At 52.9% G+C, this 23,365-nt stretch carries 20 protein-coding genes; 2 read left to right on the top strand and 18 right to left on the bottom strand.

The features are described from left to right. Nucleotides 1-86: 86 nt before the first annotated feature. The 7 genes from H7F31_RS15320 to H7F31_RS15290 form a co-directional block, all read right to left on the bottom strand. Nucleotides 87-1,004: an AraC family transcriptional regulator gene (locus H7F31_RS15320; RefSeq protein WP_315970566.1), complete on the bottom strand. Its 918-nt coding sequence runs from the start codon at nt 1,002-1,004 to the stop codon at nt 87-89. A gap of 36 nt (nt 1,005-1,040) precedes the next feature. Beyond that, nucleotides 1,041-1,712, bottom strand: a complete 672-nt coding sequence (locus H7F31_RS15315) for a sulfite oxidase-like oxidoreductase (RefSeq protein WP_187104887.1) — start codon at nt 1,710-1,712, stop codon at nt 1,041-1,043. Nucleotides 1,713-1,889: 177 nt separating this feature from the next. Continuing rightward, nucleotides 1,890-2,342: a MarR family winged helix-turn-helix transcriptional regulator gene (locus H7F31_RS15310; RefSeq protein ID WP_087566436.1), complete on the bottom strand. Its 453-nt coding sequence runs from the start codon at nt 2,340-2,342 to the stop codon at nt 1,890-1,892. 171 nt (nt 2,343-2,513) lie between these two features. Then, nucleotides 2,514-3,422 (bottom strand): NAD(P)/FAD-dependent oxidoreductase, encoded by a 909-nt coding sequence (locus tag H7F31_RS15305; protein WP_187104886.1) that lies wholly within the window; start codon nt 3,420-3,422, stop codon nt 2,514-2,516. A 293-nt stretch (nt 3,423-3,715) separates the two neighbouring features. After that, nucleotides 3,716-4,660, bottom strand: coding sequence for a D-alanyl-D-alanine carboxypeptidase family protein (locus tag H7F31_RS15300; protein ID WP_187104885.1), 945 nt, complete (start codon nt 4,658-4,660; stop codon nt 3,716-3,718). A gap of 101 nt (nt 4,661-4,761) precedes the next feature. Continuing rightward, nucleotides 4,762-5,862 (bottom strand): sensor histidine kinase, encoded by a 1,101-nt coding sequence (locus H7F31_RS15295; protein WP_261800430.1) that lies wholly within the window; start codon nt 5,860-5,862, stop codon nt 4,762-4,764. After that, complete coding sequence (locus tag H7F31_RS15290) at nt 5,852-6,568, bottom strand: response regulator transcription factor (protein ID WP_187104884.1); 717 nt, start codon at nt 6,566-6,568, stop codon at nt 5,852-5,854. The genes H7F31_RS15295 and H7F31_RS15290 overlap by 11 nt, the downstream gene beginning before the upstream one ends. A 261-nt stretch (nt 6,569-6,829) precedes the next feature. Between H7F31_RS15290 and ilvD the strand changes: the two genes are divergently transcribed. Continuing rightward, nucleotides 6,830-8,515 (top strand): dihydroxy-acid dehydratase, encoded by a 1,686-nt coding sequence (gene ilvD, locus H7F31_RS15285; protein ID WP_087566444.1) that lies wholly within the window; start codon nt 6,830-6,832, stop codon nt 8,513-8,515. Between the two features lie 162 nt (nt 8,516-8,677). On the opposite strand, the gene H7F31_RS15280 is transcribed toward ilvD, so the two are convergent. After that, a complete protein-coding gene (locus H7F31_RS15280; protein ID WP_187104883.1) occupies nt 8,678-10,075 on the bottom strand; it encodes a polysaccharide deacetylase family protein in 1,398 nt (465 codons plus the stop codon). 181 nt (nt 10,076-10,256) lie between these two features. Here H7F31_RS15280 and ytvI point away from each other — a divergent pair, with 181 nt between their 5' ends. Next, nucleotides 10,257-11,438: a sporulation integral membrane protein YtvI gene (gene ytvI / locus H7F31_RS15275; protein WP_187104882.1), complete on the top strand. Its 1,182-nt coding sequence runs from the start codon at nt 10,257-10,259 to the stop codon at nt 11,436-11,438. A gap of 32 nt (nt 11,439-11,470) precedes the next feature. Here the strand turns inward: ytvI and H7F31_RS15270 are convergent, their stop codons facing one another. The 10 genes from H7F31_RS15270 to H7F31_RS15225 all read right to left on the bottom strand — a co-directional run bounded on the left by H7F31_RS15270 (nt 11,471) and on the right by H7F31_RS15225 (nt 23,326). Then, complete coding sequence (locus tag H7F31_RS15270) at nt 11,471-13,309, bottom strand: peptidoglycan D,D-transpeptidase FtsI family protein (protein WP_261800429.1); 1,839 nt, start codon at nt 13,307-13,309, stop codon at nt 11,471-11,473. Nucleotides 13,310-13,539: 230 nt separating this feature from the next. Next, nucleotides 13,540-15,717: a methyl-accepting chemotaxis protein gene (locus tag H7F31_RS15265; RefSeq protein ID WP_261800428.1), complete on the bottom strand. Its 2,178-nt coding sequence runs from the start codon at nt 15,715-15,717 to the stop codon at nt 13,540-13,542. A gap of 411 nt (nt 15,718-16,128) precedes the next feature. Then, complete coding sequence (locus H7F31_RS15260) at nt 16,129-18,339, bottom strand: methyl-accepting chemotaxis protein (RefSeq protein WP_261800427.1); 2,211 nt, start codon at nt 18,337-18,339, stop codon at nt 16,129-16,131. 183 nt (nt 18,340-18,522) lie between these two features. After that, nucleotides 18,523-19,782: a peptidase U32 family protein gene (locus tag H7F31_RS15255; RefSeq protein WP_187105366.1), complete on the bottom strand. Its 1,260-nt coding sequence runs from the start codon at nt 19,780-19,782 to the stop codon at nt 18,523-18,525. Between the two features lie 47 nt (nt 19,783-19,829). Further along, nucleotides 19,830-20,762, bottom strand: a complete 933-nt coding sequence (locus tag H7F31_RS15250) for a peptidase U32 family protein (protein WP_187104881.1) — start codon at nt 20,760-20,762, stop codon at nt 19,830-19,832. Nucleotides 20,763-20,796: 34 nt separating this feature from the next. Next, a complete protein-coding gene (gene mltG / locus H7F31_RS15245; protein WP_315970565.1) occupies nt 20,797-21,957 on the bottom strand; it encodes an endolytic transglycosylase MltG in 1,161 nt (386 codons plus the stop codon). 79 nt (nt 21,958-22,036) lie between these two features. Beyond that, on the bottom strand, nt 22,037-22,345 hold the full coding sequence (locus H7F31_RS15240) for a DUF1292 domain-containing protein (protein WP_087566449.1): 309 nt from the start codon (nt 22,343-22,345) through the stop codon (nt 22,037-22,039). Next, the gene (locus H7F31_RS15235; RefSeq protein WP_087566450.1) at nt 22,345-22,641 is read right to left on the bottom strand and encodes a DUF1292 domain-containing protein; all 297 of its coding nucleotides are present in this window, start codon (nt 22,639-22,641) and stop codon (nt 22,345-22,347) included. Before H7F31_RS15235 ends, H7F31_RS15240 begins: the two co-directional genes overlap by 1 nt. A gap of 8 nt (nt 22,642-22,649) precedes the next feature. Further along, complete coding sequence (ruvX, locus tag H7F31_RS15230; RefSeq protein WP_087566451.1) at nt 22,650-23,066, bottom strand: Holliday junction resolvase RuvX; 417 nt, start codon at nt 23,064-23,066, stop codon at nt 22,650-22,652. Then, complete coding sequence (locus H7F31_RS15225; RefSeq protein ID WP_087566452.1) at nt 23,063-23,326, bottom strand: IreB family regulatory phosphoprotein; 264 nt, start codon at nt 23,324-23,326, stop codon at nt 23,063-23,065. Before H7F31_RS15225 ends, ruvX begins: the two co-directional genes overlap by 4 nt. Nucleotides 23,327-23,365 lie beyond the last annotated feature (39 nt).

Raw genomic sequence — 23,365 nt, 5'->3', positions numbered from 1 at the left:
TTTCTCATCCCTATTGTAGCAACACAAAGAAGAAACCGTTATCAATATCCTGACGAGCTCGCGGAAGAGGTGTTAGAAATCGTCACTTATTCGATGGAATACTTTTGGGTTTGCAAGGAATTCCGATAAGCGATCGGCGTCATGCCGGTATGTTTTTTGAACATGGCATGGAAGTATGGCCGGCTCCCCACCCCGACATAATCGCAAATATCGGCGACGGGAATATCCGTCTGACCCAGAAGCATTTTCGCTTTGGCCATTCGGACTTCATTGAGGTAAGCCGTCACCGTCTCGCCCGTGCCTTCCCGAAAAATGCGGTGCAAGTATCCGGGATGCAGATTGACGGAAGCGGCGATGTCTTTTACTTGTATATCGCGATCGTAATTGTGATGAATGTAATGAACGGCCGCTTTCACATAATGATGGATCGGATTTTCTTCGACCTTTAGCGATTCCTTGCGAATGTGGGCCAAGGTTACGAACAACTGAGCGAACAGCAGCCCCGTCCGCATCTCCCGCCTCCGCTCGCCGGCATCCAACTCCAGCACAAGACTTTTGAGCAGCGGATACAGCTCGTCATTGTCCCGCAGCACGAGCACCGGCGACTTCTCTTCCGTCAGCTCCGCCAGGAGAGGATCCTCGTTTGCCAGCGTTCGGAGCGAGGGCAGACCTGTGGCCTTCTCCTGCATCGTAAACTCGATGTTGAGCATCCGGCACGGCCCGCGATCGTCCACGATGAGTCGGTGAGGAACGTTGGCATCCAGTACGATGAAGTCGCTTCTTCTAAGCGTGTGGGAAGATGAAGAATACGCGGGCGCCGAATCCGTCTCGATTCGGCACTCGCCAGTAATGACGTACATGATCTCGATGGAGTCATGCGTATGATAATCCATGGAGTAGTCCGCCCATTGCTTGTAGTAGTACGCATAGACTAGCGGATGCAGCTCGCTGTTCATCCATTCGCGCTTGAACAGGCCGAAGCTTGGCGCCGGATCATTGCTCATAAAGCTTGCTCCGCCTCGTACATCGGCAAATACATATTAATCAAACTCCTCCTTCAGCCATTCATCCTCTGGCATGTGAAATTCTTCGCTGGAGAACCGCTCTTCCTTAAAGGGATCGGCATAATTATGGAAGCCGTTCTGCTCCCAGAAGCCGGGACGGTCCTCCTTCATAAATTCGATGCCGGTAACCCACTTGGCGCTTTTCCAGAAGTAGAGATGAGGTACGACGAGCCGCATCGGCCAGCCATGTTTGTCCGTCAGCGGCTCGCCGTCGAAGCAGTGCGCCAGAATAACGTCTTCGCGAAGCAGATCCGCAAGCGGAATATTCGTCTCGTAATCTTCGTCCGCATGAATCATGACGTAGCGGGCTTCCGGCTTCGCTCCCAGCAGCGGCAGCAATTCGGAGAACTTGATCCCTTCCCAGTCCGTATCCAGCTTCGACCAACGCGTGACGCAATGGATGTCGCAATGCACTTTGGTCTGCGGCAAAGCGAGGAGTTCGTCGAAGGAGAACGTCTTCTCCTGTTCCACTTCGCCGAACACGCGAAGCTTCCAGGACGCCAGATCGTATTCCGGCACGTCTCCTTCGTGTAGGATAGGGAACCGTTCCGTCACCGTCTGGCCCGGCGGCACGCGATGGGCGATTTCCGCAGGCGCCTGAGGCAGCTTGGGGGATACCTTCTTCAATCTTTCCGCTTTGTTATTCATCTTCTGCTCACACTCCTAGAGGGTAATCAACCCGAGCTTCCGCTCGATTTGCGCGCTTCCTGCCGTCTGGGGAGTCGCATAATTTCCTATACAACAAGCAAACCAGCTGCGAGTGGCAGCCGGTTACGTAAACGATCTTTCCTGTTCGTCATAAATTTGATAACATTCGGCGTCCAATTACTCTTGCGCTTCCGCCATGTTCACGCTCATTTGTCGAAACAGTTCGATGCCCGCGGTCATCGACTCTTCGCTCAAATTATGGAACAACTTCATCATGACCCGCTCCCGAGTTTTCATCATCTCGCCGACGACCGCTTTGCCTTGCTCTGTCAGCATAAGCTGCACTGCACGCCTGTCCCGCTCACTCCGCTCGCGCTTCACGAACCCGAGATCGATGAGTCTGTCCGCGATTCCCGTCACGCCTCCGTTGGTGATGGATAGTCTCTCGGCAAGCTCGGAAGAACGAATCGCCCCCGTCTCGGACAAAATAATGAGCATCCGGCCATGCGTCATATTAAGCCCATGCACGTTGTGCCGATTCCACTCCGCGATGATGAGCTTCCGCACCTCGCGGAATATATCGTCCAGCTCCTTCATCAGAGCATAACGTCTTCCATTGCTTTCGTTCAACGAACGCCACTCCCATCCGGATCTATACCTGTATTCATCTTGAAATCAGTATAGACTGGCCTCCCTATAGCGTCAACGTTTTCGCGGTCAATTATTCCAAAGGAGTGACGATTGTCGAAGAACGGTCAAGTCTCTGCGGAATTGGCGCAATGTTAAGAAAAGCCGACGCGATTACGCTTCCCGCCATTCTTCTTCCAGCCAATCCGACATGACTGCCATGGCAGCCTTGCTCCCCGAAGCCGCGGCCAAAATCAATTGAGAAGGCATGACGTAGGCCGAATCGCCGGCCGCATACACGCCTGGAACAGCCGTCCTTCCCATCTCGTCTGTCCGAATGGCTCCCGACGAATTCATCTCGTAGCCTAACGCCTCCTCGAATCGCTCATTGGGCAGTTGGGCCGGACCGATAAAGCCGCCGCTCCTCTCGATAAACGTGCCGTCGGCGAAATAAACCCGCTTCAGCTTACCTTCATGCCCTTCCAAACGGCTTACCGGCGTGTCCACGATCCTGATGCCCCGGGAAACGAGAACCCGACGCTGCTCCTCCGACAGATTGTCGCCCCCGTTCGTGCAGACAACGATATCCTTGCTCCAATTCAGCAGCAGCTTGGCCGCATGGAACGCTGCGGGCAGATCCGACAGTAGGACAAGCGGAGTATCTCTCAGCTCCCAGCCGTCGCAGAACGGACATACGAACAAGCTTTTGCCATACAACTCCTTTAGCCCCTCGATCGCGGGAAGCTCCTCTCTAAGTCCCAACGCAAGTATGATTCTGCGCGCCTGCAAGGTTTCGCCCGTGACCGTGCGAACGTCGAAACCATCCGTCGTTCTTTTAATATCGACCGCTTCGTCCTTCCAATGTTGAACCGATGGGTAACGGAGCACCTCTTCGTACGCAATCCGCCTGAACTCTGCAGGCTTGATGCCGTCTCTGGTAATAAAGCCGTGGGAAGACTGAGTCACGGCGTTCCTCGGTTTGTCGTTGTCGATAAGCGCGACGCTCCTTCTGGCTCTGCCCAACACCAGAGCGGCGTTAAGCCCCGCAGGTCCTCCTCCGATAATCGCAACATCATAGTACATATTGATTCCCCTCCTCATAGGATCTATTATAGATCTTTAATGTCCTTTATTTAACCAAAACAATGCATCAACCTCATTACGAAGGCTGACACAAAGCAGTTACGATAATGGACTTAATAACTCCATAATAACCTTAATGATTGAATCGTGCAACATCGGATTTCACGAAATCGGTTTTGCCGCGATACCGTTCATCACACGATCCTTCCGCAGCACCTTCGTGCCGTCCAAACGACAAAAAATCCGAGTCTTCTCTAAAGGATAGACTCGGATCGACGAATAATTAACAACCATCATTTCCCGCTAGCCGCCTGAATTCCTCTACCCGAAGAACCGAAGCCCAAATCGTACAACGCAATCGTTTCCGTAAATCTTTCCTCTTTGCTCGAGGCTCCCATAACGACGGAAATGAGTCTCTTGCCATCCCGTTTCGCAGTCCCTGTAAAGCAATAACCCGCGACAGGCGTATAACCCGTCTTTAGACCGTCATTGCCGGGATAAGCGTAAGGCTGATCCTCCAGCATCCAATTCGTTGCGGCGAATGTCTGTCCCTTCGTCGGCACCTTGACGCTCCGGCGACTTGTCACCTCAAGCACCTCCGGATATTTGCCGATCAAATATCCTGCAAGTTTTGCGGTATCGTGTGCCGTAAGCATCGTATCCCTCTCAGCCGCAGCCCCCTCCAAATGCGAAATATCGGATAGGCTAAGGCCGGAGGCGTTGCCAAATACAGCTTCTTCGGACAAGCCGATTCGCGCGGCCCGATCGTTCATCAGCTCCGTAAACGCCGTTTCCGAACCGCCGACATGCTCTGCGAGGGCGACAGCGGCATCATTTGCCGAATAGATCGTCATCGCGTCGAACAGCTCCCGAACGGTTGTGACGTCGCCGTGATTGAGCCCCAATCTCGCCCCGGGCACCTGCGCTGCATAAAGGCTTGCCGTGACGGGATCCTGCCATTTGAGCGTTCCTCCATGAATGCCGTCCAGAACGAGGATTTCCGTCATCATCTTGGACATGCTCGCGGGCGCCATCGGCGTATCGGCGTTTTTGGCATACATCACTTCTCCTGTCATTGCATCGATCAGGATCGCCGAAGCGGCATTTACATTCAGCTGATCCGCGCTTACCCCGCCTTGCAATTTCTGATATCCCATATATATGGCTGCAGCGATAGCGGCCATCACTGCAATCTGCCATATTCCGCCGCCGCTCCTGCGTCTCGTTTCGTATCTCATGTCGGTCATCGTTCTCCCTTCGATCTTGTCTATAGATAGAAGTATAGACCGACAAACTTAAAGAGACCGAAAGCGAATCATAAAAAATTCTTAAATCCTGTTTAAATTTTGGGTAAAGTAACCCGGAATGAAGTGTATTCGGAATTGCTCACGACATCAATCATGCCGCCGTGTTTCTCTATAATGCTTTTCGAGATCGCCAGTCCGAGCCCCGAGCCGCCGGACCATTGCGTACGCGACTTGTCGCCCCGGTAGAACCGTTCGAACAGATAAGGCAGATCCACGGCCGGAATCGCTTCTCCGTAGTTCACCACCTCGGCAACGACCGACTGGCCCTGCCCGGATCGCACGACGACGTCCACGCGTTTCCCCTCCTTGCCGTACGTCATGGCGTTGGAGATCAGGTTCTCAAAGACGCGCACCAATTTGGCCGCGTCCGCCTGAACCATGATCGTCGTCTCGGCGCTTTTCATCCCGCTCTCCATGCCCGCTTCCTGCAGCGGAACGCGGTACTGTACGAGCAATTCGCCGAGCATCTCGACAAGATTGATAGGGGATGTCTTGAGCGCGATCGTGTCGTGCCGCATACGCGTGTATTCGAACAAATCGTTAATCAGCTCATGCAGGCGCTGCGACTTGTCGTACGCGATGCTGACATAATGCCGAAGCTCCACTTCATCCCTGTAACCATCCTGCTCGATTAGACCCAGGTAGCCGACCACGGAGGTGAGCGGCGTGCGGAGGTCATGGGATACATTCGTGATAAGCTCGTTTTTCGTCTGCTCCGCGCGGCGTTCCTCGTCCAGGGCAAGCTGCAGCCGATGCGACAATCGATTGACGTTCCCCGCCAATATTCCGAACACGCCGGATCGAACCGGAATTTGGTGATTAAGATCGAGCTGTCCGTCGGCCACTCTCGTAATGGCATCGTTAACTTTGCCCAGCGGCGCGAACAGGAACCATTGCAGCGCCAAGAACCAGATCAGGAATAATACGCCCCACAAAAAAATCATGCCAATCGATCCCGTACCGTTGACAAAAGCTTCTCCCACGGCTCTTACGAAACCCAGGCCGGGCAATGTGTTGGTTAAGAACAACGTGACGGCGAACAGGAGCGACAAGCAGATCAACGCGAGCACCGCGCTCGCAATGAGATTGAGCACAGAGCGCCACATCAGGCGCGCAGCGAAATTATCCTTCAATTTTGTAGCCGACCCCCCATACCGTCACAATCAGCTTTTCGCCGAGCTCCTTCTCCAGCTTATCCCTCAGCTTGCTGATATGAACCATGACGGTGTTGTTGGACTCGAAATACTTTTCCTTCCATACTTGCTGGAAAATATCCTCCGCGCTGAACACTCTGCCCGGTTGGCTGGCGAGAAGATAAAGGATGCCGAACTCGGTCGAGGTCAACTGCAGCGACCTGCCGTCCACATCCGCCGTATGGCTTAGCTTATCGATTCTGAGCTGTCCCAGGCGAAGCTCCTTGCTGACATCGCGGCCAGATCCTGCTCCGCCTTCGGGCTTGCTGTATTGGTACGAGCGACGCAGGAGCGAGCGTACGCGAGCAATGAGTTCCATGGGGTTAAACGGTTTCGCCATGTAGTCGTCCGCCCCTGTCATCAGCCCCATGATTTTGTCCATATCCTGCGTCTTCGCGCTCACCATAAGGATGGGTACGTTCTGATCCTTGCGCAGCTTGCGGCATAATTCGAGTCCGTCCATTCTAGGCATCATAATATCCAACACGACGAGATCGAACGGGTCGCGCTCGTACATCTCCAGCGCCTGTTCGCCATCGCCTGCGATAGCAGTCTGAAAGCCCTCATTACGAAGGTAAATTTCGATCAACTCCGCGATCTCGCGTTCATCGTCTACGATTAATACGCGTCTTTCCACCAGATTCATCCTCCTTATTAAATTACGAGTAGTCCCTTTGCCATTCACTATACCGCATGCCTCGGCGGAAAACTATCGACCTCAGCGAAACTTCAGCAAGTTTAAGCCATTCTTAATGTTTTATTATGAACCTTGGACATTCTGCCATGCTTGTAGCCAATGCTTGTCCGTTATGATAAAATAGTAGCTATTGATATTTTATAAAAGTTATCGTTTTATTTCGAGGCGCGAGCAGCGTCCTCGCCAATATTAAAGGGGGTACTCATTATTATGGCGGCCAAAAGAATGCGTTCTGACATGATTACAAAAGGCTTCGACCGCGCACCTCACCGCAGCCTACTCCGCGCTGCAGGCGTTAAAGACGAAGATTTCGGCAAACCGTTCATCGCGGTGTGCAACTCCTATATCGACATCGTTCCAGGCCATGTCCACTTGCAGGAATTCGGCAAGCTGGTCAAGGAAGCGATCCGCGAAGCCGGCGGCGTTCCGTTCGAATTTAATACGATCGGCGTCGACGACGGCATCGCAATGGGCCATATCGGCATGCGTTACTCCCTCGCAAGCCGCGAGATCATCGCGGATTCCGTCGAGACGGTCGTAAACGCCCACTGGTTCGACGGCATGGTGTGCATCCCGAACTGCGACAAGATTACTCCAGGCATGATGCTGGGCGCTCTACGTGTCAATATCCCGACGGTTATGGTCAGCGGCGGTCCCATGAAGGCCGGCAAGACGTCCGATGGCCGTTCCATCTCCCTTTCCAGCGTATTCGAGGGCGTAGGCGCGCACCAAGCGGGCAAGATCAACGACGATCAATTGCTCGAGCTTGAGCAATACGGCTGTCCGACCTGCGGTTCCTGCTCCGGCATGTTCACGGCCAACTCCATGAACTGCCTTGCAGAAGCAATGGGTCTTGCAATGCCGGGCAACGGCACGATTCTTGCCGTATCGCCTGAGCGCAAAGAATTCGTCAAGGAATCCGCTCGCCAGCTCATGAAGCTGATCGAGATGAACCTTAAGCCTCGCGACATCGTCACGAAGGAAGCGATCGACAACATGTTCGCTGTGGACATGGCGATGGGCGGCTCCACGAATACCGTGCTTCATACGTTGGCGATCGCGCACGAGGCCGGCATCGAATACCCGATCGAGCGCATTAACGAAGTTGCCGAGCGTGTGCCGCATCTGGCCAAGATCGCGCCAGCTTCCGACTGGCACATCGAGGACGTGCACAATGCCGGCGGCGTGAGCGCCGTTCTGAACGAGCTGCTCAAAAAGGAAGGCGCGCTTCACGGCGATTGCATGACCGTAACGGGCAAGACGCTTCGCGAAAACGTAGAGGGCTGCGACATTCAGAATCACGACGTAATCCGTCCCATCGATAATCCGCATACCGAACGCGGCGGTCTGGCCGTATTGTTCGGCAACCTGGCTCCGAACGGCGCAATCATCAAAACAGGCGCGGTCGACAAGTCGGTTGGCGGCTATCACAAAGGCCCTGCCATCTGCTTCGACTCCCAGGACGATGCGCTTGCCGGAATCGCTGGCGGCAAAATCAAAGAAGGCCATGTCGTTATCATCCGTTACGAAGGACCGAAGGGCGGCCCTGGCATGCCGGAGATGCTTGCTCCTACTTCGCAGATCGTCGGCATGGGACTCGGTGCCAAAGTTGCTTTGGTTACGGACGGCCGTTTCTCCGGAGCATCCCGCGGCATCAGTATCGGCCACGCTTCTCCGGAAGCAGCTGAGGGCGGACCGATCGCTTTCGTACAAGACGGCGATATCGTCGAGATCGACATGAACAACCGGACGATGGACCTGCTGATCAGCGACGAAGAATTCGAGCAGCGCCGTGCAGCATGGCCGGGCTTCGAGCTCAAAATCAAACGCGGCTACCTCGCGCGTTACGCTCACCTTGTTACATCCGCCAGCACTGGCGGCGTAATGAAAATGTAAGCTGCTTGGCAACCATAATATAGCAGACTGCCTCCACGCATTGTGTAAAACATGCGTGGAGGCTTTTTTGTCGTTCCTATTTCCTGACTCCACGCAACAACACAAAAAGCTGCTACCCAAGAAGCGAGCTTCTCGGATAACAGCCTTTAGTCCCTAAAACCACTATGTTCCCAGCGATGCGGCATCATCCGCCGCACTGACGATAGAGCGCTCCACAGCCTCTGACAGGCGTCCCGCTTCCTCATGCAGCTTGCCCATGCTAACCGTTGCATAAGCCTGTACGCGCTCGAGCGGCATAAACAACATGCGAGGCGTAACCATCTCCGTTTTTGCCGCCTTGATCCGGCCGGCCTTGTATTGTTTCGTATTGGTGAGCACCTTCATCAGCAGTCGCAAATAGACCTGTGTGGAACGTTTGAACCACCCCTCCGGAAGCTGGAACACCTCGAATCCCAACCGATCTGCGCCACGATGGATCATCGTCACGCCATATACGGCTTTGATCGACTGCGCGGCCGCGTCTTCGGCCAGCTGATTCGCTAGCGCGGGCAGAGCGTTCTCCACTTCCCTGATAAGCCTTAGACCTGTCGCAAGCGGTGATTTGGAGGTTGCGGCAATACTGGACAACAGCTTGTTGTCAAAATGAATCTCCGCAATATCGTCGCCTTTATTTACCCCTTTGCCATTTGCGAAGGTCACCGGCTCTCCGGTATATTTAGTCACTCGGTAATGGAAGGCGGGAATTTCGCTTTCTCCAACCTTCTTAAGCCGGAACACCGCATGGAAGGCCTGCTCCCACATCAGCCATAACGATATGATGAAACGTTTGACGATGGAGCGATGCCGAGATCGTTGAACATCCGTAAGCTTAATCATGCGGTCGATGCCCACGAATTGAAAACCTCTCGCTTTGGCTTCCTCCAGATACGATTCAAGCGCGATTAACATATTGCGAGGCGCATCCTGGTCGGCCCCCAACGTTCTTCCGCAATCGTGGAGCAGCAGCACTTCGCCGGGGCGTAGCTTTTTCATCATTCGTTTCTTCAGCCGTTCGGCACCAAGCCGCTTGCGCCAATCCCCGAACAGCGCCGACCACAAAATGATATGCAAGTAACCGAGATTGGAATAATCGAACACGTTTACGATTCCCCAAGGCGGGCGGTAATAGATGGCGCGTTTGCCCGTTGCCTGCTCGATGATATCGTTGGTGCGTTCGATCTGACGCTTCACGGTTCGCGGCCGCATAACCCAATTCGACTTGTGGACATAATTATGAATGCCGATGATATGTCCTTCCGCTTCCATTCTGCGCAGAAGTTCGGGGTGTTGCTCCGCATGCGAACCCACGACGAAAAAAGTGGCCTTCGCATCGAATCGCGCTAGAAGATCAAGCAACTGGGGCGTATATTGCGGGTCGGGACCGTCGTCAAAAGTAAGAGCGATCTCTCGCTCCGTCCTCCCGCGTTTGAACACCCGGAACCCGAATGTGCGGCTAATGAGGCCAGGGAGAAACGCATAGAACGTCATTACGTAGAATCCCCATAAGAATAAGTTTTCCATTGTGTTATCCCCACCGTTTGGATGAAATTGTCAATGAGTGCGTAGCGGTTCAGAACAATAACAATACCTCTAATTGTATCATACCTCGTCAAAAAATAGGCACAATTCAAGAAATCTATAGTACAATCTTTATGGAATGACTACCAAATCCTAATCCGTTCAAAAGAAAGTGGGGAATACTGTGCTGCCTTTTTACAAAAAATATTGGAGAACCGCCTTCGACATCGGTCTTATCGCCTTAACCGTCTTCCTGACCATGTACGCGTTCAGTTTTTTCTACTCCATCGCGACCCCGATCATCTTCGCGTTCATTATCTTCCTGATGATCGAACCGCTCGCCCGCAAGTTGAACAAGTGGGGAATGCCCAAATCAATTGCATCGGGCATCTCCATCATGCTGTTTTCCCTGCTTATCCTGGCCGCTTTTACGGGCGCCGCATACCTGATTACGAAGCAAGGCACTGCGCTTATTGAGGACTTCCCCCGCTACCAGAAAATTTTGACCGAGCAGATCGGCAAGCTGTCGGCTCAATTGGAAGGCCAGTTGGATAAGCTGCCTGCTGATTTCAACATTGAGGAGAGCTCCAAGGATCTTATCCAAGGCGCGTCGGACATGCTGAAAAACTTCGGCACGGCTTTTCTGGGAGGCCTTATCGGCTATGTTTCTTCCTTCTCGTCCTTTATCTTTAATTTCGTTGTCGGAATCATTTTAGCCTACTTCCTGAGCATCGAAATTAAATCTTGGAAAAGAACCGCTTCCGACAAGACGCCCAAGACGTTTAAAAACGCCTTCTTTTTCTTGCGCGACAATGTGTTCAAAGGAATTGCATCGTACATAAAGGCACAGGCCAAAATGATTTCGATCACCTTTATTGTCATTCTGATTGCTTTGATCGCCTTAGGCGTCAAAAACGCGTTCGTCATCGCAATCGTAGCCGCAATCTTCGACGTGCTGCCGCTGCTTGGCGTAAGCACCTTGTTTATCCCATGGATCATCTACTTGTTCATCGTGGGGCAGACATCGCTTGCCATCTGGCTGACTGTATTGCTGCTTGTCGTCATTCTGACGAGGCAAATACTGGAGCCAAAAATCACTGGCGACTCTCTGGGCGTATCCGCGTTCACGATGTTGGCGTTCATGATCATTTCGCTCTCGCTGTTTGGCTTTGCAGGCGTCATCTTATCCCCGATTCTTGTTATACTGGTCAAGTCATTGTATGACCAGGGTTACTTCCATCGCTGGATTCATACGCCAGTGGACGAATTCGACGACGATACTACTGCACAAGACATAGAACCGAGCATTAGCCGCACGAAAAGCAAGGAACCTTTCGTAGACAGATTAAAGAAGCTCGACAAATAGGCTTCCTTCGATTCGTTCAGCATTTATCTTTCTCATCGCAGCCCGCCACTTGGCTTTTCCAAATGGCGGGCTGCGATATTCATGGCTCCGCCGAATAATTGCGTTGCGAGATGTCGGCTGCCCACAGGCCGATTCGAAGCCAAGACGGCAATCGCATACTTCGGCGACTCTACCGGCCCATACCCCGCGAACCATTGATGATTAAGCTGTACGCCGTTCTTCACCGTCTCCGCCGTGCCGGTTTTCCCCGCTACTTTCCATCGTCCCCCTTTGATGGACGAAGCCGTGCCATGCTCCACGACCGACTCCATGCCTTGCAGCAGCTTCCTTGCGGTAGATGGATGAATCCGTGCGCCGCCTAAATCCCGATCCCTGCGCGAAGAAAATTCGATCATTCGGCCGCCATCGGCGTAATCAATTTCGCTTACGAGTCTCGGCTCAAGCACTTCTCCCCCGTGAAGCAACGTTACGATCAAGTTGGCCGCCTGAAGCGGCGTCACCCTCACATCCCTCTGTCCAATCCCGCTCTGTGCCATGATGCCTCCGTCCACCATTTTCAGATCGCCAGCAAACAATTTCCCCTTCTCCTCCTCTTGAAGCAGACGGAATGCCGCCGACAACATGCCTTGGCTCTTTTCGTTATGCCAGCCTATTCGCTCCTTCACGCCCAGCGCCGCAGCCGCTTGATCCAGCTGCTCCGCTCGAAGCCGTTCCGCCAGCGTAGCGAACACGATGTTGCAGGATTGCGCCAGTCCTTCCTCCAACGTAAGATCACCATGACCGCCGTGTTTCCAGCATGACAAGCCATATTTACCATATTCGCCGTCGCAATGAAATATCTCACCTTTGCGGACAACGCCATTGTCGAGGGCAGCTGCAGCCGTTATCAACTTGTAGATGGAACCGGGCTCTACAGCCTTCAACGCGTGATTGATCCATTCTGACCCATCGGCACTCTGGAACCGGTCTGGAAGCTTAGGTCTGGATACCATCGCCACAATATCCGCGTTGCCTGCATCCAGCACGACGATTGCTCCTTCCTTTAAGCCGGATGCATCGGCGTAAGCTTCCAGCTCATTTTGAAGGTCCAGATCGATCGTCGTTACAGCTTTAAGCGGATAATAGCTGTTCTTTGGTCCGTGCATACGCAGATCAAGTCCATGCAGCGGCGAATTTCTACCATCGATGAAATAAGAAACGGACGTCTCGCCGACACCATGGAGGAACGAGTCCAACGATTTCTCCAGACCGGAGCCGCCAACTTGCTCCGTCAAGGTTCTTTTGCCCGCCTTCAAATCGTTGGGATGCGCCCGCATCAGCCACTCCGGATGCTGGCTCGTGAAGCCGATAATATGTTTGGCGTCGAAGCTGTCGAGGTAACGATTCCGATAGGGCAGCACCCTCACTCCGTTCGTCTGGAGCGCGCCGATCTCCTTGCTTTGTTTTTCTGTAAGCCGATAAGGAGCCGAGTTCTTAGCCTGACGCCAGAAATCCGGTTCGGTCATGGCATCCCATCGGGCGATCAATTCTTTCAGCTCGACGCCAAGAACTTTCGCCAATTTCGAAAGCTCCTCCTCTTCTCCTCTGGCTTGCGGCTGGACGGGGAATAAAGCAACCGTTTCATACGTTTCGCCTGTAATCGGGGTCCCGTACCGATCAACAAAGTCGCCTCGTCCCGTATCCAGAATTAAGTTTCTCTGCCGTTGGACGACAGCCATCCGTTTCCAGCTGTCCCGATGCATCATCCCGTGAACAGGCGCGTTTCCGTGCTGCCCAGGCATTAACTGCAGCCATGCCAATCGGCCTAACAATACGATAAACAGGATGCTCATACAGAGTCCCGTAAGAACCAGCCGCTTCAAGTGCAACATCAGCACCTCCTAGCTGACAGTGTTCCACCCCGGCCGACCTCTCAAACCCCGCACGATAACAATACCCCCGAGCGGCTGCTCGGGGGTACCTGGGCTAACTTTATGATTGGGTCTTTTACCACAATAGAATTTATAGGTTTTCGAGAACTCGAAGACGAAATTCTATTTGGCGATAAATCCTACCTCTAAACGCGGTCGCTCATCACTGAGAGGCCTCGATAAAGGATTTCTCAATCCATCTTGAACTTCGACAAGGATTCCTTGAGCTCTCGCGATACAGAATCCAGCTTGTCCGACAGGCGGACCAGGCTTTCGCTGATCGACAGTTGCTCGCTGCTTAGCGATGCTACTTCCTCCGAAGTTGCGGACGACTGCTCCGCTACGGCGCTGACGCTTGTCATCGCATCCGACATGATGTCCTGCGATTTCTCCAGTTCGCTTACCGCATTCGTGGCCTGCTCCAGCTTCCCGGAGAATTCTCCCATTTGCGCTTCTACTTGCAGGAAAATCGCATTGGCTTCCTTAACGGATGAAATCTGCTCTTGGAACAGCGGGTATGCTTCGGACAATACGGAAACCGTCTCTTCAATCTCGCCTTGAATTTTGGCTGTAATTTGCGCTACGACATCGATCGATTGACGGGATTGATCCGCAAGCTTACGAATTTCGTCCGCTACGACCATAAAACCTTTGCCCGCCGCTCCGGCTCTCGCAGCTTCAATCGTTGCGTTAAGGGACAAGATATTCGTCTGCTTCGTCAAATTGTTTAGCACATCCAAAATTTTCACGATCGAGCCCGTACTTTCCTTGAGCGCGTCCACCTTCTCGACCATGGAACGCGTCATCTCTTCCGTTGTACCGGTTTTCTCGATCAGTACGCCCATATAAGTGGTCCCTTGCTGACTCGCTTTCTCTACTTCGAGCGCCGAGCTGGACATCTCTTCATTGGCGGTAATGACTTCCTTCATCTGTCCGTTCATATGAATCGTCAGATCGCTGCCCTTCTCCGCTTCCACGGCCAGGCTCGTCGCACCGTTTGCAATCTCTTCTGTGGCAACCGCAATCTCCTTGGCGGCGATCGAGGTTTGTTTGGAGGCTTCCGTCAACTCCGAAGCGGTTGACAGCACTTCTGCAGCCGACCTCGTCGTTTGCAGCGCCAGTGCTTGAATCTGCGTCATCATATCATTAAAGCTGTTCGACAACTCACCGATTTCGTCTCGACGATTGCCTGTTTTCGAACGTACGGTCAAGTTGCCTCTAGCGCCTTCAACCATCAAGTTGCGCAGGCGAACGAGCGGTTTGGCGACTGTCGCAATAACTACCAGACCGATCGCTACCGCAATAAACGCGCCCAACACGACCATCCAGATTGTCAGGGTTCGGATTCCGCCTGCTTGCTTGGCAAGCTCCTCTACCGGAATCGTGCCGACGAGCTTCCAATTCACGTTATTGAAAGTTTGGTAGGCGGCCAGCAACTGATCGCCTTCCGAGCTCTTGAGCGTTGGACGGCCGGACTCGGAATCGGCAGGCAGCGTAACGGCTGCAGGTTGACCGATTAACGATTTATCGCTATGTGCGATGTATTCGTTGTCATTGCTCACAATAAACAGCTGGCTTCCGTTGCCCAGGTCGACGTCCCGGTATCGGTTTACAATATTTTCTATTGGAATTTCAATGACAAGCACGAACATTTCGCTGGCCTGGCCAACATTTTTAATAAGGCGCGCCAAAGCTATCGACGATGCATCCTTAGCGGCAGCAATGCCAGTTGCTTGCGGAGCAATCCACATATCGCGCCCATCGAGTTCAATGACTTGCTGGAACCATTCCTTATCTCGGGCGCTTCCAAGCAGCACGCTATCCGCAAGGCCCGCCGTGATCGGGTTCAGGCCCGCATTGGCCGGAACAAGAGCCGCACCGGAAATCGTATTGTTGCCCATAATGAGAGCAGTCACCCGGTCTGCGGCCTCGCGGCCGGCCATTAACGATTCGAAATCGTCGCCCTTAGACGAGTATGCCTGCAAGTCATCCTTAATTTCCTTATCGATCAAAATTTGCATAGACAATTCGGAGTAGTTCTGCAGTACCGTGTTCAAGTTATTCGAAACCTGCTTAATCGTCTGCAGGCTCGCTTCGGAGACGTTCTGCTCTACAAGCTTCTTCGCTTGGTTATATGACAACATGCCGACAATGGCTACGCAAGCAATAATGCTTGCGGAAATAATCAAGAGAAGTTTGAGTCCTACGGATTTAACCGGATTTTTTAGCTTTACATCCTTTAAGCCGGCTCCCCAGGATTTTGCCATTCCAGCAAGAGAACCGCCGGGAGTGTCTTTCCCGGATACGTCCTTTAACCGCTCATTATCTTTTTTTTGTTTGCCCGAATGATTTTTGTTCAAGTCTGACATGAAGCTTTGCACCGCCTTCGTTAGTTTTGATTCCAGGGCGTGTCTGAATACTCCGAGGGGAGCAGATTTTGCCGAATTTTCGTTCCATGCAAGGAACTTTTGTGAAGGCGTACCGGGGTACGTCAAGCAAAAGTGACGAAGCAGGGGGCGGAAAGGCGGTGAAAGACGCCCCTGAGCGGGTTTTCAGACACGACCTAGTGATATGTACCCAGCATCTTAATCCTATCTATTACTTATCGACCACTGCAGCCTAATAAATAATAGAGCAGGTTCAAAAAGTCCGCTTTTGATCATGAGTAGGCCATGAAGCCTATTCGACATTGAAGATGGAACGCAAACGAAGCTAAGCGATTGCTTTTGAAGTTAAAAAAAGTTTCCCGCAATTTGCGGGAAACCAGTGAGTCGAATCTGTTAAATTTTAAATTTATTGAGAGATTCCTTTAAGCCTCTGGACACGGAATCCAGCTTCTCGGACAATTGGACAAGTCCTTCGCTGATGGATAGCTGTTCGCTGCTGAGAGAAGCAACTTCTTCTGATGTTGCCGAGGCTTCCTCCGCAACGGCGCTGACATTGGTCATCGCAATTGCCAATACCGACTGTGACTGGTTCAGTTCTTCGATGGATGACGTCACGCCATCTAATCGATGGACGAAGTTGCCCATTTGCGATTGTACAGTGAGGAAGATTTCATTGGCTTCCTTAACGGAACTGATTTGCTCCTGGAAAAGCGGGTATGCATCCGATAACACCAGGACGGTCTCTTCAATTTCTCCGGAAATTTTGGCCGTGATCTGGGCAACCACGTCGATCGATTGACGAGATTGATCCGCCAGCTTGCGGATCTCGTCCGCGACGACCATAAAACCTTTCCCCGCCGCTCCCGCTCGGGCTGCCTCGATAGTCGCGTTCAACGATAAAATATTCGTTTGTTTCGTCAAATTGTTGAGAACGTCCAGAATCTTGACGATGGAGCCAGTGCTTTCCTTCAGCTTGTCGACCTTCTCTACCATCGAACGGGTCATTTCTTCCGTGAGTCCCGTCTTCTCGATCAACATTCCCATATAGGCCGTCCCTTGTCCGCTGGCCTTCTCCACAAGCGCTGCAGATGCCGACATCTCCTGATTGGCCTCGATCACCTTCTGCACCTGTTCGTTCATGTTGCTCGTCAGATCGTTGCCGCGCTCCGCTTCTACGGCCAAGCTGGTTGCTCCGCCTGCGATCTCCTCGGTAGCGACGGCTATCTCGCGGGCAGATATTGAAGTTTTTTTAGACGCTCCGGTCAAGTCGGAAGCCGTTAACAACACTTGTTCCGCGGATGCCGTCGTCTGGAGAGCAAGATCCGTAATCTGCGCCATCATGCTGTTGAAGCTGTCGCTTAAGCCTCCGATCTCATCCCGCCGCCCCTTTATAGTCGAACGTACCGTCAGATTGCCGCCAGCGCCCTCCACCATCAGATTACGGAGCCGCACAAGCGGGGTCGCGATCGAATAAAGGACAAGAATGCCGATTGCAATAGCGATAATAGCGGCTGCGCCTACCGTAATCCAGGTCAGCGTACGAATGGCTTTTGCATCCTTCACGAGCATTTCGACAGGAATGCTTCCAACCAGCCTCCAGTCCATTGCCTGGAATGACTTGTACACGGCCAGCACTTCCAGCCCGTCCGTTGTCGTCAACTTCCGTGCTCCGTTAGCCCCGGCTTCGCCGGATGGAAGCTGAACTTTGGAATCTTGTCCAATTAAAGCTATGTCATTTGCGATGACATATTTGCCGTTGCCGTCGATAATGGTGATCTCGCTGCCGTCGCCAAGCGATACGTCCTTATAACGATTGCTGATCGTGTTTACATCCATTTCCAGCAACAGAATATAAGAGGCTTCGCTGGAAGTGCTGTCCTTAAGCAGACGGGCGATGCCAAACGTGCTCTGATCCGTTCCCATCGATAATCCTTCGGCATTTGGCTCAATCCAGTTGACGCGGCCATTAAGCTCAATCGTCTCCTGGAACCAGCTTTGCGCCATAACGATCTCTGCACGGCTAGTCTGAGAGGCGCCGGAAGTGACGGCTTGAAGCTTGTCCCTCAGCGGAAGCAGCATAATGCCCTTAATGGTGTTGTTCCCGATGGTAAAAGCCTGCAACTTTTCGCTAAGCTTGCGCGTCGCTTCGAAGCGCGAATAATCGTCTTGATTCGATGCGATCGTGCCTACAATGGTATGGAAGTCCTTGTCCACCAAAATTTGCAGCGTCAAGTCCTCGTAAGTTTTGTAGATGATGTCGAGATTTTCGGCCACTTGATTCACCGTCTGAAGGCTGGCGTCGGATACCTTCTTTTCGACGATGGAACGCGCTTCGCTATAGGCTATGAGTCCTACCGTCAGCACGCATGCAATAATGCTGATAAAAATGATCAGGAATAGCTTCATCCCTACGGATTTAACGGGATTGGATAACTTCGTTTCCTTCATCATTTCCTTGACGGATTTCGTTTTGGCCGCGGCTGCGGCAAGGCCCGTCGCTGCCTTGGCGCCTGACTTTTCGCCGGAAGCGTTTACATCCTTGTTATGTTTAGGACTGTCCTTCTGGCTTGAAGTCGCATTCTTCTCCTTCGTGTTACCGGCCATTGTCGAAGACCCCTCTTTCAAGTTGGTTGATTCGTCGATTTAAGGAAGCATCTGGCGAACCTTGAAACATTATGTATGGTATATAAGTTCTATTATTTGTTATTGACCGGGCCTTGTCAATTGCCTGAACAAAAAATAACGAGGCATAATATAAAGACTACCCGGACGGGTAGTCTCAACGTCTCATTTTCTAATTTTTTTACGCATCATGTCCATCGGCTTGACCGGCTTTAACGTGCGGACCCTTACATGCTGCATGGGATGTCTCGCCGCATCCAGGGGTTGTCCTTCGACGTCCGTCAGCTCCGTAATCGTCTGCCGGAAAAACGTGCCGCCCGGTCCTACGAATTCGACTTCCAGTCCCGGCTTGAAGTGATTGCGCTGCTGGAGCGTAGCGAAGCCCGTACGATCATCGTAATCCAGGACGATCGCCGCAAAGTCGTAAGGGGCCGCCTTCTCCTCCGGACCATAGATATGATCCTCCGCGCCCGGCGTATCCAGGAAGAAGCCCGTGTTCAGCGGACGGTTTGCAGCCTTGTTCATTTCGTCGATCCATTCCTGCTTAACCCGGAAGTTTTCCGGATCCTCGAAGTACGCGTTAATGGCTTGACGATACACATTGACGACCGTCGCAACGTAATGAATGCTTTTCATTCGGCCTTCGATTTTAAAGCTGTCCACGCCAACCTCGATAAGCTCAGGCAAATATTCGATCATGCACAGATCCTTCGATCCCATCGTGAACTGCTCTTGCCCTTCCTCGTATATCGGTTCATCGTCAACGAACAGATCGTACTTCCAGCGGCAGGATTGGCAGCAGCCTCCCCGGTTGGAATCGCGGTCCGTAAAGTGGTTGGACAGCACGCAGCGCCCCGAATACGAAGAGCACATGGCTCCGTGGATAAACGCTTCGATTTCGATATCGACATGGCTCTTGATCTCCGCGATTTCCTTAAAGCTCGTTTCTCTGGCAAGAACTACCCGCGGCAACCCCTCGTCCTTCCAGAACTTGACCGCCTGCCAGTTCATCGTCGACTGCTGCGTGCTAAGGTGCACCTCCAGCTTGGGCGCAACGCGCTGCGCCGTCTCGATAATAACGGGATCGGCTGCGATAATGGCCGCGATACCAGCCTCCTCCAGACTGCGCAAGTATGACTCAAGTCCTTCGATATCTTCGTTATGGGCATAGATATTCGTCGCGACGAACACCTTGGCTCCATATCGGCTGGCGAACTCTACGCCTTCCTTCATCTCCTCGAAGCTGAAGTTGTCGGCGTTAGAGCGAAGGCCGTACTTCTGTCCGCCGATATAGACTGCATCCGCGCCGTAATGAACGGCGAACTTCAGCTTCTCCAGATTGCCTGCCGGCGCCAGCAGCTCCGGTCTGTCCAGCCGGTTCCGCTTCCCTTTGTATTTCGGCGCAGCCGCGTTTGTTGTCCCCATCTCCCGCACCTCCTGGTTGTTCACTGTTCCGATGAGCCCGGTCGTCATTAGTACACTTGCTCCTTATAAAAGAATCCGTAGCTCAATTCCCGATTGGGATCCTGCGCTTCCCGGATGGCATCCAGCCATTCCTCTTGAAAGGAGTAACCTTCCGGGTCGGCGACGTATGCGTCGATCGCCTGACGGTATGCCCGGACCACGACCGCGTTATAGGCCATCGATTTCATCATGCCCTCGATCTTGAGGCTGTCGACACCGGCGTTCAGCAGCTCGTGAAGATTCTCCAGCATGCAAATGTCGTCCGAGCTCATAATATGGGTGCCGCCAGCATCCTCGTAGATGGGATACCGTTCTCCGGGACGCTCGGCTTCCGTCAAATACAAGCCGCGTTCCCGCTCAACATTATCGAGCCGTTCCCGATCGCCGTGATAGTCCAGATAGCTGTTCACCAGGGAACGTTTGGAATGATAGATATTGGTCATGCCGTGAACTTGTACTTGAATTTCCAGACTGGATTTGGCTTTGGTATCCACGATCTGCTCCATATTGAGCTCGCGAGCCAGCACGTATCTGGTCGCTCCGCGGCGCGCCCAATATTGTGCCGTAACGATATTCGTCGAGGTCATCTCCGCATTCCAATGCAAGGGGAGCCCAGGAGCCAGCTCCCGCGCCGCCACGAGCACCGCCGGATCTCCGAACACGATTCCATCGATGCCCATACTATAGATGCCGCGAATATAGTCCGGCATCGTTTCCAGCGTATCGTTGTCGATCAGAGTATTCATAGATACATAGATGCGAACGCCCTTGGGCTTCGCCGACTTCACGGCTTCGCCAATCATGTCCAAAGTGAACTCGCCGGCCAGCCTCATGCCGTATTTCCCCTCGCCGATGACAAATGCATCGGCGCCTGCGTCGATCAGCAGCTCCAGCTCCTCCATCGACGATGCTGTCGCCAGCAGCTCCGGTTTGTATGTCATATGTTTGCTCTCCTTCTCCCTGGCCTGCTGTCAATTAGCTGCCTCGCTCGCTCTTGTCGATGTTGCGGAGATGTTCGTTGTACGTCTTCGCGAATAGGTGACTCTGCGAGCCGTCCTTCTTCGTGACATAGAACAAATAATCCGATTGCGCGGGATAGATCGCCGCTTCGATGGATGCAAGACTTGGACTTGCAATGGGTCCGGGCGGCAAACCATCGTTTTTGTACGTATTGTAAGGACTGTCGATCTCCAGATCCTTCGTGAGCAGACGTTCTTTGGGCTCGTCGAGGGCATATTGCACAGCCGCGTCAATCTGCAATCTCATAGGCTTGGCCAGCCTGTTGTAGATGACGCTGGAAACAAGCGCGCGCTCCTCGTCCACGACAACCTCGCGCTCGATCAACGAAGCGATCGTCATAATCTCGTGCAGCGTTCTTCCCGAAGCTTCCATGGCGTCCTGCCAATCTTCCGGCAACGCCGAAAGCTTGCGGTCCGTCTCCTGCAGCATTCGGGTAATGATCTGCTCCTCCGTACTGTCCTTCTTCAGCTCGTATGTCTCCGGGAACAAGTAACCCTCAAGACGCTTGTGCAATTTATCGTCATCCGGAATGGCTTGCGCCGACTCGGCATTAGCCCACGAGCGGCCGTTCTCCGCAACATCCAGAAATTTTTCCTTGTTAATCAAGCCGTCTGCCGCCAGCTTGTCGGCGATCTGAAGCACCGTGTAGCCTTCGGGAATGGTGAACCGGATCGTCTCTTCCGCGATGGTATCCCCTGCATTAAGCTTCGCGATAATCGCCGCATTGTCCATGCCGGGAGACATCTCGTACAAGCCCGCCTGGAACCGGGAGCCTTCATCCTTGAGCTGCAAATAATAACCGAACACAAAGCTGTTCTTAATGATGCCGTTCTCCTCAAGCGTGTCCGCAACGCTATTGGCGGACATCCCGCGCGAAATCGCAACTTGCTTTACAGCTCCTGCGGGCATCGGCTGCAGATTGCTCCACACATAATACAACACGCCGCCGGCGCCTAATAACATGATCGTGAGCAAACTTAATACGACCCATAACGAAATAACCCAGGTTTTGGGACGGTTGCGAACCTTTTTCCGTTTTTTCTTTGTTGTCGTCTTCGTAGCCTTTACAGCATTCGGTTCATTTCCCGCTGCCTGCTTTTCTTCCGGCTTATCCAACCTGCTACACCCTCTTCTGTCAGTTTCCGTGAAAAAGAGCGGTTGTCAGCCGCCCTTCGTGTCAACGATATAGGAGATGCTAGGGCCTGTCGTCGCTAGCGAATTGCAGATCGTCGTACGCTTCGGAGGCTGCTTCCCACTCTTCGTCGTCTTCGATGCTTTCGAGCTGGGGTTCTTCGCCATCTTGACGAACGCGCAGAAACTCGACTTCGTCCTCGGCTTCCATCTCATCGCTTTGGAGCGCCGCATACACGGCGTCTCCCAGCTTGAACTCGGCCTTGATCCGGTAAACTTCCGCATGACCGTCCTCGGCGATCAGCTCGACATGATCGCCGAATACTTCTTTAAGGCCGTTAATCCGAACAGGCGTTTGATTGTAATCGGACATTAGTCTTGCTCCTCCAGCTCGCCCAGGAGCGTGTTAAACGTCTCTTCGACCATATTCCATTCTTCTTCGTCCTCGATCGTGTACAGCTTGAGATCGTCGCCGTCCTCTTCGTAGCGGAAGGCGTACACCTCATCCTCTTCCTCGTCGTTGCCGATCAAAGGAACAACCATCATATATTTTTGATCCGAACCATCAACCTCGAATTTCATGATGACTTCGAATTCTTCCTCGTTGCCTTCTTCGTCCGGGATATAAATAATTTCCGGCTCTTCGTACTGCATCTCTTCTTTTGTCATGGTTACCCTCACCTTTTCGTTTTAGAGTCGAGAAAATTTTGCAAGATTAGCGTCGCCGCCATCTTGTCGATCACTTGCTTCCGTTTCCTCCGGCTGACGTCCGCTTCGAGAAGCGTACGCTCGGCAGCTACCGTCGTCAGCCTTTCATCCCAAAGGTGAACAGGTATACCTAGCTTCTGCCCAAGCTGTTCGGCAAACGCGATGCTGATCTCACCGCGCGGACCTACGGAGCCGTTCATGTTTTTGGGCAGACCGACTACAACTTCCGACACTTCGTGTTCCTTGGCGAGACCGGCCAGAACGTCCAGTTCTCCGCCGTCTCTCCTGCGCTCCACGACCGTTAATCCCTGCGCGGTCCAGCGGAACGCGTCGCTGACGGCCACGCCGATATTGCGGTCGCCATAATCCAATCCCATGACTCTCATTGCTTCTTGTGCTGCAAGTAGAACCGGACCAGCTCTTCGATCAGCTCGTCCCGCTCCTTCTTGCGGATCAAGCTTCGGGCGTTGTTGTGCCGCGGGATATACGCGGGATCTCCGGACAGCAAGTACCCAACGATCTGGTTAATCGGATTGTATTCCTTCTCCATCAACGCTTCGTGGACGCTGAGAAGAATATCCCCGGAAGAAGTTTCCACCCCCTCCGCCTTCACGTTAAACTTCATTGTTTGGTCCATGGAACTCACCAACAGCACCTCGCTTTCGGGAACAGCATCCGCCTAGGG

Source organism: Paenibacillus sp. PAMC21692, assembly GCF_014303795.1.
Lineage (GTDB): Bacteria > Bacillota > Bacilli > Paenibacillales > Paenibacillaceae > Pristimantibacillus > Pristimantibacillus agaridevorans.
Note: the sequence above shows the minus strand (reverse complement) of the source record. Positions and strands in the feature narration are given on the sequence as shown.

Bases quoted from the DNA above. Each gene is read 5' to 3' on its own strand.
- H7F31_RS15320 (WP_315970566.1), bottom strand. From the start codon at position 1,004: ATGAGCAATGATCCGGCGCCAAGCTTCGGCCTGTTCAAGCGCGAATGG.
- H7F31_RS15315 (WP_187104887.1), bottom strand. From the start codon at position 1,712: ATGAATAACAAAGCGGAAAGATTGAAGAAGGTATCCCCCAAGCTGCCT.
- H7F31_RS15305 (WP_187104886.1), bottom strand. From the start codon at position 3,422: ATGTACTATGATGTTGCGATTATCGGAGGAGGACCTGCGGGGCTTAAC.
- H7F31_RS15300 (WP_187104885.1), bottom strand. From the start codon at position 4,660: ATGAGATACGAAACGAGACGCAGGAGCGGCGGCGGAATATGGCAGATT.
- H7F31_RS15290 (WP_187104884.1), bottom strand. From the start codon at position 6,568: ATGAATCTGGTGGAAAGACGCGTATTAATCGTAGACGATGAACGCGAG.
- ilvD (WP_087566444.1), top strand. From the start codon at position 6,830: ATGGCGGCCAAAAGAATGCGTTCTGACATGATTACAAAAGGCTTCGAC.
- H7F31_RS15280 (WP_187104883.1), bottom strand. From the start codon at position 10,075: ATGGAAAACTTATTCTTATGGGGATTCTACGTAATGACGTTCTATGCG.
- H7F31_RS15270 (WP_261800429.1), bottom strand. From the start codon at position 13,309: ATGTTGCACTTGAAGCGGCTGGTTCTTACGGGACTCTGTATGAGCATC.
- H7F31_RS15265 (WP_261800428.1), bottom strand. From the start codon at position 15,717: ATGTCAGACTTGAACAAAAATCATTCGGGCAAACAAAAAAAAGATAAT.
- H7F31_RS15260 (WP_261800427.1), bottom strand. From the start codon at position 18,339: ATGGCCGGTAACACGAAGGAGAAGAATGCGACTTCAAGCCAGAAGGAC.
- H7F31_RS15255 (WP_187105366.1), bottom strand. From the start codon at position 19,782: ATGGGGACAACAAACGCGGCTGCGCCGAAATACAAAGGGAAGCGGAAC.
- H7F31_RS15250 (WP_187104881.1), bottom strand. From the start codon at position 20,762: ATGACATACAAACCGGAGCTGCTGGCGACAGCATCGTCGATGGAGGAG.
- H7F31_RS15240 (WP_087566449.1), bottom strand. From the start codon at position 22,345: ATGTCCGATTACAATCAAACGCCTGTTCGGATTAACGGCCTTAAAGAA.
- H7F31_RS15235 (WP_087566450.1), bottom strand. From the start codon at position 22,641: ATGACAAAAGAAGAGATGCAGTACGAAGAGCCGGAAATTATTTATATC.
- ruvX (WP_087566451.1), bottom strand. From the start codon at position 23,066: ATGAGAGTCATGGGATTGGATTATGGCGACCGCAATATCGGCGTGGCC.